Source organism: Candidatus Giovannonibacteria bacterium (assembly GCA_016432405.1).
Classification (GTDB): domain Bacteria; phylum Patescibacteriota; class Minisyncoccia; order UBA11713; family 2-01-FULL-45-33; genus MFHE01.
Window position 1 is genome coordinate 203,953 of record CP066687.1, and the last position, 9,868, is coordinate 213,820.

10 protein-coding genes are annotated in these 9,868 nt (G+C 44.5%); 8 read left to right on the top strand and 2 right to left on the bottom strand.

What is annotated here, in order from left to right; translation table 11 throughout:
* Positions 1-7: 7 nt before the first annotated feature.
* The 7 genes from HYW15_01405 to HYW15_01435 are packed head-to-tail and all read left to right on the top strand — an operon-like array spanning position 8 to position 6,689.
* Positions 8-1,051 (top strand): glycosyltransferase, encoded by a 1,044-nt coding sequence (locus tag HYW15_01405; GenBank protein QQG42845.1) that lies wholly within the window; start codon positions 8-10, stop codon positions 1,049-1,051.
* Entirely contained in the window at positions 1,048-2,046 is a 999-nt protein-coding gene (locus HYW15_01410) for a glycosyltransferase family 4 protein (GenBank protein ID QQG42846.1), read from the top strand. The genes HYW15_01405 and HYW15_01410 overlap by 4 nt, the downstream gene beginning before the upstream one ends.
* Positions 2,043-2,873 (top strand): glycosyltransferase, encoded by an 831-nt coding sequence (locus HYW15_01415; GenBank protein ID QQG42847.1) that lies wholly within the window; start codon positions 2,043-2,045, stop codon positions 2,871-2,873. The genes HYW15_01410 and HYW15_01415 overlap by 4 nt, the downstream gene beginning before the upstream one ends.
* A complete protein-coding gene (asnB, locus tag HYW15_01420; GenBank protein QQG42848.1) occupies positions 2,851-4,656 on the top strand; it encodes an asparagine synthase (glutamine-hydrolyzing) in 1,806 nt (601 codons plus the stop codon). The genes HYW15_01415 and asnB overlap by 23 nt, the downstream gene beginning before the upstream one ends.
* On the top strand, positions 4,653-5,750 hold the full coding sequence (locus tag HYW15_01425; GenBank protein QQG42849.1) for a glycosyltransferase family 4 protein: 1,098 nt from the start codon (positions 4,653-4,655) through the stop codon (positions 5,748-5,750). The genes asnB and HYW15_01425 overlap by 4 nt, the downstream gene beginning before the upstream one ends.
* 28 nt (positions 5,751-5,778) lie before the next feature.
* Positions 5,779-6,219, top strand: a complete 441-nt coding sequence (locus tag HYW15_01430; protein QQG42850.1) for a hypothetical protein — start codon at positions 5,779-5,781, stop codon at positions 6,217-6,219.
* Positions 6,220-6,224: 5 nt separating this feature from the next.
* Positions 6,225-6,689 carry a hypothetical protein gene (locus HYW15_01435; GenBank protein ID QQG42851.1) on the top strand — a complete coding sequence of 155 codons (465 nt, stop codon included), beginning with the start codon at positions 6,225-6,227 and terminating at the stop codon, positions 6,687-6,689.
* A gap of 81 nt (positions 6,690-6,770) precedes the next feature.
* Here HYW15_01435 and HYW15_01440 read toward each other — a convergent pair whose 3' ends face one another.
* Entirely contained in the window at positions 6,771-7,508 is a 738-nt protein-coding gene (locus HYW15_01440) for a polyprenol monophosphomannose synthase (protein ID QQG42852.1), read from the bottom strand.
* A complete protein-coding gene (locus tag HYW15_01445; GenBank protein ID QQG42853.1) occupies positions 7,505-9,127 on the bottom strand; it encodes a hypothetical protein in 1,623 nt (540 codons plus the stop codon). The genes HYW15_01440 and HYW15_01445 overlap by 4 nt, the downstream gene beginning before the upstream one ends.
* 39 nt (positions 9,128-9,166) lie before the next feature.
* On the opposite strand from HYW15_01445, the gene HYW15_01450 reads away from it, so the two are divergent.
* Complete coding sequence (locus tag HYW15_01450) at positions 9,167-9,868, top strand: glycosyltransferase family 2 protein (GenBank protein ID QQG42854.1); 702 nt, start codon at positions 9,167-9,169, stop codon at positions 9,866-9,868.

Here is a 9,868-nt window from a genome sequence, read left to right on the forward strand (position 1 = left end):
GGTTTTCATGATAAGCGGGGATCCGGGGGTTTTAGAACCGCAATCGGAGACCGGAAAAAGAACGGAAGAATATCGCAAAGCCCTCGGCAAGCTGGATGTTTTGGTTTGCCGCGGAAGTATTTTTAGTTTTATTTTCGGGTTTTTGGGAGGACTTAAAATACTTTGGCGCAATAAGTACGATGTGATTACGGCGCAAGATGTGGAGCACACGCTTCTGGCATGGGTATTTTCAAAATTTTTCAAAACCCCGTTTCAAATGCAAATACACGCCGATATTATGAGCCCGTATTTTCGGCGGGAATCGCTTAAAAATAAAATCCGCGTCGCGCTCGCAAAATTTTTAGTCCCGCGCGCGGATTGCGCGCGGGTGGTTTCGGAGAGAATTAAAAATTCAATTTTAAGGACGTCGGACGTCCGTTCGGACGTCCGACGTCCAATAATTGTTCTCTCAATTTTCGTTGACACAGAAAAAATCAAAAACTCGCCAATCAAAACCGATTTGCACAAAAAATATCCCGGGCGGTTTATAATTTTGATGGCGTCGCGGATAACAAAAGAAAAAAATATCGGATTGGCGATTGAGGCAGTGAAGGGGCTAATAACCCACCCCTTAAACCCTCTACTTCTCATTGTTGGAGACGGGCCGGAGATTGAAAATTTAAAATTTAAAACTTACAAGCTGGGGCTGAATGAAAATATCGTTTTTGAGCCGCATACTGACGATTTAATCTCTTACTATAAAACCTGCGATTTATTTTTACTGACCTCAAATTACGAAGGATATGGGCGCACTCTGGTTGAGGCCGCTGCCGCGTCAAACGCGGTTGGCACAGCGGGGGCGAAAATTATATCAAGCGACGTCGGCATCGCGCCGGAAATTTTGGAGCCGGAATGTATTTTCAAAGTCGGCGACAAAAATAATTTAATTGAAAAATTAAATTCAGTTTTCTTGGGTAACATCAAGACACCGAAACTACTTGTTTCTCAAACAAAAGAGGATTATTTAGGGTTATATAAAAGCAGTTTTGAGGTATGCGCTCATAAAAAATGAATCTTTTAATCCTCACTCAAAAAGTTGATAAGGACGATGATAACTTAGGGTTTTTCCATCGCTGGCTGGATGAGCTTGCAGAAAGAGCCGACAAAGTGTTTGTCGTGGCGAATTTTGTCGGCGAGCATAATTTGCCGGCCAATGTCCAAATTTTTTCTTTGGGAAAAGAGAGGGGATTGGGCAGAATCAGGCGCTATATAAATTTTTATAAATATCTGTTTTCTGCTCTGCCGAAAGCAGATGCCGTGTTTGTGCATATGATTCCGATCTGGGTTATTCTCGCTTGGCCTGCGGCGGCGATTTTCGGAAAAAAAATATATTTGTGGTACACTCACAAATCAGTGACATTGTCTTTGCGGCTTGCCGAAAAACTGGCTGCAAAAATTTTCACGGCCTCACCAGAGAGCTGTCGGCTCCGCTCTAAAAAAATTATGGTCACTGGACATGGCATTGATACCGAGCATTTTAAGCCGAAAGATATGCCGAAAACCGAGGCGCTTAAACTTCTTAGCGTGGGGAGGATTACGCCATCCAAAGATTACAAGTTTGTTATTGAAGTCGTTGGTTTAGCAAGCGGAAATGCGGTTTTAGACATAGTTGGAGAACCAATCACAAAGGTTGACGTTACATATAAAAGGAAGCTGGAGATGCTGGTTTTGGAGAAAAATTTGCGCGACAGAGTTATATTTTTGGGCGCAAAGAATCAAGACGAAATGCCGGATATCTACAACGGCCACGATATTTTGCTTCACGCAAGTGAAACCGGCAGTATGGACAAGGCGGTGCTGGAAGCAATGTCCTGCGGGCTTCCGATAATAACCACCAGCGAAGCGTTTAAAAATCTGCTTGCGGTTTTGCCGAAGGATACCGCCGTGGTTGCGGGAAAAATTATTCAAGCGGCCGGCGCAGGAAAAAATTTGGCTTTGCGCGAATTGGTTATAAAAAATCACAATCTTGAAAACACGATTGAAACAATTATCGCCAATATGAGATGAATAAAATACCATGCTCCGTCGGAATACTGACCCTGAACTCCGGAGCCACATTGCGCCGCTGTTTGGATTCGCTCAAGGACTTCGCGGAAATTGTAATTTGCGACGGCAACAGCACGGATAATACTTTGGAAATCGCCAGCGAGTACGAGGCAAAAATAGTAAAGCAATACGATTCGGACGAGCCCAATTTGCGCTGCGTCAAAGACAAGGCGAATGTTCGGCAAAAAAACATGGACGCGGCTTCCTACGATTGGTATTTTTTTATGGATTCAGACGATGCTTTATCCACGGAAGTTATTGAAGAAATTAGAAAAATATCCACGAATCTGCGTCCGGAGTTTTTAGTTTACCGCATGCCCACAAGGATTTTTATAGACGGCAAAAAAATAAAACGCGAAGCGAGTTACCCTTCGTATCAAACAAGATTGATAAACCGCAAAATCAATCCGTATTTTAAGGGGAGGGTACACGAGCGCCTGAAGTTTGACCGCGCGAGATATAAAGTGGGCGAACTGCGAAGCTATTACGACTTTCACTGGTCGCGGGAACGCGCCGAAAATTACTGGCGATACTTGAAAATGTACGCAAACTGGGAAGCGGAACTTTTAGAATACGGTCCGCTGGGACCGTTTCTTTACTGGTGCGTCTGGCGCCGGCTTCGCATCATCGCCGGGTATCTGTATCGGATTCCTAGGATGTATCTGCTTTACGGATTTAAAAATTCCATGCCGGCGCGGATACAGTTTTTGACTTTGTGGTACCATTTTTATCTTTTATATTTATTCATAAGAACAAGGATCGCCTATGTGCGCAATAAACGGCTTTAATTTCAAAGACGAAGGGCTGATTTTGAAGATGAACCAGGCAACGCGCCACAGAGGGCCCGACGGCACCGGAATTTTTTTGGACGACAAAGTTTCTCTGGGGCATAACCGCTTAAGCATCATTGATTTAAGCGAAGAGGCCGCGCAGCCCATGACAAGCGCGGATGGAAGATTGGTGATTACTTTTAACGGGGAAATTTACAATTTTAAGGAATTAAAACGCGAACTTGCCGGCTCCTACGATTTTAAAACGTCAAGCGATACTGAGGTGATGTTGGCGGCTTACCGGAAATGGGGATATGGCGCGGTGAAGAAATTTAACGGGATTTTTGCATTTGCGATTTGGGACAAATTAAAGCAGGAACTTTTTTTGGCGCGGGACCACATCGGCATAAAGCCGCTTTATTATTTTTGGGCCCCCTCGACAATCTCGGGGCAGGGCGGCAAATTTGTTTTTTCTTCTGAAATCAAGGCCATTTTGGAGCACGCCGTCGCTGGAAAATTAAACCGCAAAGCATTTAATATCTATTTTAGGACTCTCTACGCGCCGGAACCGCTTACAATGTTTGAGGGGATTTATAAATTCCCTAAGGCGCATTACGGCGTGTTTAATGGCGGCCAACTAGCACTAACTAAATATTGGGAGATCTCTGGCGTAAACTATTTCGATGAGCCGTTTAAGGTCCTGGCGGAAGATTTACGCGAGGAAGTCTTCAAAAGCGTCCGCGCTCAATTGGTCTCCGACCGCCCTGTGGGACTTTATCTTTCCGGCGGGATTGATTCCAGCGCCGTACTGGATGCGATGAGCGCGGCCCGCGGGAACATAGACACTTTTTCTATCGGGTTCACTCTGCCCGATAAAAATGACGAAGAAAAATTCAACCAGGATTTTTATCTGGCAAAGCGCACCGCCGGGCACTACGGCGCGCGCCACCACGAAGTTTTGCTTGCGGAGGAGGAAATCCCGGATTTTTTGGAGAAAGCATTTTTTCAATTAGATGAGCCAATCGCCAATCCAACCGCGATTCCGATGATGAAGCTGGCTGAATTTACCAAAAACAAAGGGGTGGATGTGGTTTTGGGTGGCGACGGCGGCGATGAGATTTTCGGCGGGTACGAAAGATACCGCTTGAGCCGAATTTTGAGTTTTTTGCCCAAGTTTCTTTTGCCGAAAGAAGCGGAGAGATTCGCCAGATTTATGTCCCAGAAAGACATGATTTTAGGCGAAGTTCTGCGTGACGAATTTTTTGAGAAAGACGCCGCAGCGGATTTTTTCGCGGAAAATTATTTTTCCAAAAACCAATTCAAAACATTTGAGGAGCTTTTCATGTCTGTGGACAGGCAATCCTGGCTTGTGGACGAATCGCTTCTGCGTACGGATAAGATGGCCATGTTTTCTGCGGTTGAGGCGAGAGTGCCTCTCTTGGACAAAAATCTTGTTGAATTCGCTGCGAAAATCCCCAGAAAATATAAGCTAAACGCGTTTAGTACAAAAATTATCTTAAGAGAAGCGTTTCGCGGCCGGATTCCGGATTTTTTGCTTAACCAGCCCAAGCGCGGATGGTTCTCTCCGGCGGCTAAATGGTTGAGAAACCCGAAAATTCACGCCATAGCCCAAAACATTCTCTCCAAAAGTTACTGCGCCGAAACCGCGCCGATATTTAATTGGGAAAATGTCAGTAAAATTCTAAAAGACCACGTTGAGGGCAGGAGATACAACCTCACGGTTTTGTGGGCGCTGATAAATTTTCAGGTTTGGGCGAAAATTTATAAAGTAAAATCATGAAAAAACTTATTTACATAGCAAATGCCCGCATTCCCACCGAAAAGGCGCACGGGATTCAGATTATGAAAGTGTGCGAGAGCATGAGTAAAAATATGGAAGTAAGGTTAATTGTGCCGCGCAGATTAAATCCCATCAAACAAGACCCATTTGATTATTATGGGGTGAAAAGAAATTTTAAAATCATCAAATTGCCGACGCTGGATTTCATCACGCTGGGGTTGGGCCAATTCGGGTTTTTCACCGAGACGCTTATATTTTTAATTACCGCGAAGATTTATTTATTTTTCAGAAAATATGATATTTTGTACACCCGCGAATGGCTGGCCGGATTGTTTTTTAAAGACATAGCGCTTGAAATTCACTCTTTGCCGGCGAAGCCGAGTTTTATTCATAAAAAGGCGTGGCAGAGAGCCAAAGCGCTTTTGGTTTTGACGAGTTTTATTAAAAATGAGCTTGTAAAATCGGGCGTGGACGAAAATAAAATTCTTGTTTTGCCTGATGCCGTAGATTTAGCAAAATTTGACATAAAAATCTCCAAAAAAGACGCCAGAAAAAAATTAAACTTGCCGCAAGATAAAAAAATTCTTTTATACACTGGCAGTTTCTATCTTTATTATTGGAAAGGAGTGGATATTTTATTGGAAGCGGCCAAGAATTTCGGAGAAGATTTTTTGTTTTTACTTGTCGGCGGGTCGGAGGAAGAAATCTCAAATCTTAAAAATATTAAATTAATTGGCCACAAGCCCTATGCTGAAATTCCATATTATTTAAAATCCGCCGATGTTTTGGTTTTGCCGAATAAGACAGGACATAAAATGTCGGAGCAGCATACTTCGCCGTTAAAAATGTTTGAATACATGGCTTCCGGACGGCCGATTGTTGCATCTGACTTGCCGTCTCTTCGTGAAATTTTGACGAAAAAAGAAGCGGCGTTTTTCAAACCCAATGACGCGGCCGATTTGGCGCGCGCGATCAAAGATGTTTTATCAAATTCGCAGCTTGCTTCCGAAATCTCCCAAAACGCCTTCCAAAAAGTCCAAAATCACACCTGGCAAAACCGCGCCAAACGCGCCATTGACTTTTTAACTAGGTAGGCGTATAATTAAGGCGGAGGTAATCTGTATGTGGATGCTAAAAAGTTCTTTGATTTTGGCGTTTTTGGCTTCGCTATTTTTTGCCGGCACCGCTTTGTCGCTGAAGCTGGTTACAGGAACAGGGCCGCGTTCGGATACAATAATTTGGTTAGGCGCGGCTGTTTTCTCCATCGGTTGCGTTTGGAAGTTTGTTGAGGGCGGGGCATTTAGCTGGTCTTTGCCGTTCATTAATTATTCAATACTCTGTGGCGCATTTTGGACTCTGGGTATGATATGCGTACTCTTGGCGTTTGAATTGGGGTCTGTCACTTTAGTTACGCCAATGTATAACATCAACACACTTTGGGTTATGCTCGCCGGTTTGATTTTCTTTAAAGAGTATGAGAAGGTTTCGGTTCCCTATGCGCTGATCGGAGGGGTACTGATTATTTTGGGCGGAAGCATTCTTGGATTTGCGGAGAGGAGGTGATTTGATTGAAATACGATGTCGTTGTGCCGTTTGCTTTCGGGTTGCCGTCGGAGTTGGGGTCTAACGAAGAAATTCTTAAAAGAGCAGCTCTACTTGGCAAGGAGTCGGGTCTACCGGTTTTTGCCGAATGTGTATTTTCGACAAAGTATCCAGAAGTGCAGTTAGCTCAATCGGATGGCTGTTATTCCTCCACACTGAAATTGGTCAAAGCTTTAGCCGACAGAGCCAAGAAAAGGGGCTGGAGAAACGTTTTGGTGGTTGCTCAGCCGCACCATGCCAAGCGATGCATTAGGGATCTCGGAAGATTTGGTTTTAACGCCGAAGCAGATTGCCATTTTTGCGTTAATGGAATGTATCTGTATGACAAAAAATCCCTGCAGTGGCAAACGCGCTCGGCATGGCAATTTTGGCTGCGCGAGGCGCCGCTTCGTCTTTTGCCTTGGTGGCTCTATTCCCGAATAGCCGGTTGAGTTTGCACACTCTCCGGCTTTTATTTTCTTTTAAATTTAACAAACTTGACCGATCGGATGAACTTGTTAAATTTTTCTTTTTTATCTCTTTTTAAATTTCAGCGCAAATACGACGCGCAAGGAATCAAAGATGTCGCGGAGGGTGCTTTTTGAAGAGCCGCCGCGGCGCTCTAAAAATTGAATCGGAATTTCTTTTGTTTTGGCGCCCCGGCGCAGCATTTCGTAGAGAAACTGGATTTTGTAGGCGTAATATTTTGATAAAACTTTGTTTTCATCAAGCGGCAGCAACTCCGCGAAATTTTTTACGCGGGAAAGTTTAAGGCCGGAGGTCGTATCGTTTACCGGAAGCCCTAAAACAAACTTGGCGGTGAAACCGCCAAGTCGGCTTAAAAATTTTCTCCAAAGCGCCCACTCTTTTGGAATGGAGCCGCCTGGGACGTAACGCGAGCCGATGATATAGTCATATCCTTTATCAAATTCGGCAACCAGCCGTTTTATGTCTTCTGGATTATGCTGCCAGTCGCCGTCAAATTCTACCACAGCGTCAGCACCCAATTTTTCTATCGCGTATTTCATTCCTGCGACATATGCCGCGCCGATGCCGCGCTTTTCTTTTTCTTTGATTAAAAAAATGTTCTGGTGGCGTCGGGAAGCTGCGGCGACGGCTTCGGCCGTGCCATCCGGTGAGTTCCCGTCCACAACCAAAACTTTCATCTCATGATTTTGAATTGCTTTGAATACTTTTCCGCAAAGCGCTTCCAGAATCCCGCCGACGGATTCTTTCTCATTGTAAGTTGGAATTATTACGACTATTTTCATCTGTTGATTTTATATATTTTTATCTCCGGCCCCAGCTCTTTTAATTTAAATAAATCCAGCGGGTTTGCCAAAAACTGGCTTTCCGCCAAAGACAATTTCGTCTGGCCGCCGCCGAAAGCGGCAAGCTCTTCGCCTTTTTCCAACATGCTTTGGAAATATTGGCCATTGCGATAGTTCGGCTGAATAATCACGTATTCGTAGTTGTTTTCTTTAGCATAGTTTTCCAAATTTTCGTAAAAATTTTGATTGTTTGCGTCAAATAAATTCAGGGCGTGAAAATTTTTCTCTCCAAGTTCGGCGTCAGCTAAATCAACTTTTCTTAAAGATGCAGGGTCAATAATTTTCTGTTCTCTTGCCGCTTCTTTATTCGTCGGGAGCCGCGTGAGTCGCGCGAGAGTTATGATTTTTGTCCCGGCCCGGAGGTTTTTCTCCGCCCAAGAACGCGCCAGAGCGCGCGAATCGTTTTTTAATGCCAGCCGTCCCAGCTGCAGAACAAAAATCAAAGGCAGCAAAAGTAAGAGCATAAATAATTTTGATAAAGCGGCGCTAGAGATTCTTTTTTGTATTTCATAGAAACCATACCCCGCGAGAATTATAAATAACGGCAGTATACCCATGAAAAATCTCGGTTCAAATCGGAAAATCAAATAAAAAATCACGCTGTAGGAGTAGATAAAAATAAAAAAAGTCCAAAAAACATTTCTGGCGCGCCATAAAGCAAAACCGAGCCCCAAAACGGCAAACAAAATAAGTATCGGCTCGCTGAAGGCTGCCGTTTTTGCAAAAAACACCGGACTGGCCAGCGCGCCCCAGAGCGTTTTTGCTGATTCGGTGGTGACATCCGCTCTGAATCCCAGGCTCCCCGGATAAAGCAGGTAAGGCAGCGCAGCCAATCCGGCAAAAAGCGCGTAGAGTTTATAGAAAAATTTGTCTTTGAGCAGATTCAACCAATGTTTTTTTTCGTAGAGAAGGCACCAAAAAGCAATCAGCAGAATTAAAACGGCGTTTATTATTGCAAAACCGACTCCCAACCCGGCGCTGAAGACCGCCAGCAAGTATCTTGTTTTATTGGGAAGCGCGGGGCGGGAGAGCCAGAAAAGGACAAGCGCCGTGAAGAAAAAAACTGAAAGCCAGTGGCGGCTTACCATAGAAAGCGCGATATGAATCAGGCTGGTGGACACAAAAAAGGCGGCAAAAAGAGCGGCGCGAGAACTTTGAAAAATGCTTTCAGTAATTTTATAGATGAGAAAAACGGACGCCGCGCCCAGCATGAGGTTGATTGCGCGCGCAATGATAAAAAATTGAGAGAGGTCCGTAAGCAAATAAGACGCGAAGAGCGCGGCGGGACCGCTGTAAAATAGAAATTTTATCCCGACAAGCGCCGCGAAAAACGGCAAATATAAATAAGAAAAATACGGCGGGTAGTAAAGAACGGTTTTAAAGTCCGCCGGATGGAGAGCAGGAAGCAGGGTTTTTAATTCCAGCATCTTCAGAGACGCTAAAACAAACGGGGGCTCGTCGTCCACTAACCAAAGCGGTAGCCCGTAAGCGACGCCCGCTATTCTTGTTAAAAGCGCGAAAGTTAAAATTAAAAAAAGCGGTTTCGACAGAGCATTCATTGCGTTTACTATACCCGATTTTTTGGTTATAATCCAGAAATGAAACTTTCCATTATCGTCCCCGTTTATAATGAAAAAAATACTATTTTAGAGGTTATCAAAAAAGCGGAGTCGGCGGATGTCGGCGCGCTGGTGAAAGAAGTTGTCGTCGTGGACGACGGCTCAACCGACGGCACGCGCGAAATTTTAAAAAATTTAGAGAAAAGCGGAAAATATAAAATTTTCTACCAAACAAAAAATCAGGGCAAGGGCGCGGCGCTGCGCCGCGGATTTTCGGGAGCAACAGGCGATTTTATTATTGTGCAAGACGCGGACTTGGAGTATGACCCGGCTGAATATAAAATTTTACTCCAGCCGCTTTTGGACAACAAGGCAGATGTTGTTTATGGCTCAAGGTTTATGGGGGCTTCGGCGCATCGGGTTTTATTATTTTGGCATTATGTCGGCAATAAATTTCTCACTACGCTTTCAAATATTTTTACGGACCTTAATTTGACCGATATGGAGACGGGGTATAAGGCCTTTGGACGCACGGCGCTTTTGAAAATTTTGCCGAAACTCAAAAGCAGCCGGTTCGGCATTGAGCCGGAAATTACAGCCCGCGCGGCCAAGGCCGGCTTGCGCGTCTACGAAGTCGGCATTTCCTACAGCGGCCGGACTTATAATGATGGTAAAAAAATCAGCTGGCGGGATGGCATCGCCGCAATCTGGGCAATTATCAGATTTAATTTATTTGACTGA

What these genes read in the sequence shown, in the direction of transcription:
- HYW15_01440 (QQG42852.1), bottom strand. Translation starts at nt 7,508, where the DNA reads ATGAAAATAGTCGTAATAATTCCAACTTACAATGAGAAAGAATCCGTC.
- HYW15_01445 (QQG42853.1), bottom strand. Translation starts at nt 9,127, where the DNA reads ATGAATGCTCTGTCGAAACCGCTTTTTTTAATTTTAACTTTCGCGCTT.
- HYW15_01425 (QQG42849.1), top strand. Translation starts at nt 4,653, where the DNA reads ATGAAAAAACTTATTTACATAGCAAATGCCCGCATTCCCACCGAAAAG.
- HYW15_01405 (QQG42845.1), top strand. Translation starts at nt 8, where the DNA reads ATGATAAGCGGGGATCCGGGGGTTTTAGAACCGCAATCGGAGACCGGA.
- HYW15_01450 (QQG42854.1), top strand. Translation starts at nt 9,167, where the DNA reads ATGAAACTTTCCATTATCGTCCCCGTTTATAATGAAAAAAATACTATT.
- HYW15_01430 (QQG42850.1), top strand. Translation starts at nt 5,779, where the DNA reads ATGTGGATGCTAAAAAGTTCTTTGATTTTGGCGTTTTTGGCTTCGCTA.
- asnB (QQG42848.1), top strand. Translation starts at nt 2,851, where the DNA reads ATGTGCGCAATAAACGGCTTTAATTTCAAAGACGAAGGGCTGATTTTG.
- HYW15_01415 (QQG42847.1), top strand. Translation starts at nt 2,043, where the DNA reads ATGAATAAAATACCATGCTCCGTCGGAATACTGACCCTGAACTCCGGA.
- HYW15_01410 (QQG42846.1), top strand. Translation starts at nt 1,048, where the DNA reads ATGAATCTTTTAATCCTCACTCAAAAAGTTGATAAGGACGATGATAAC.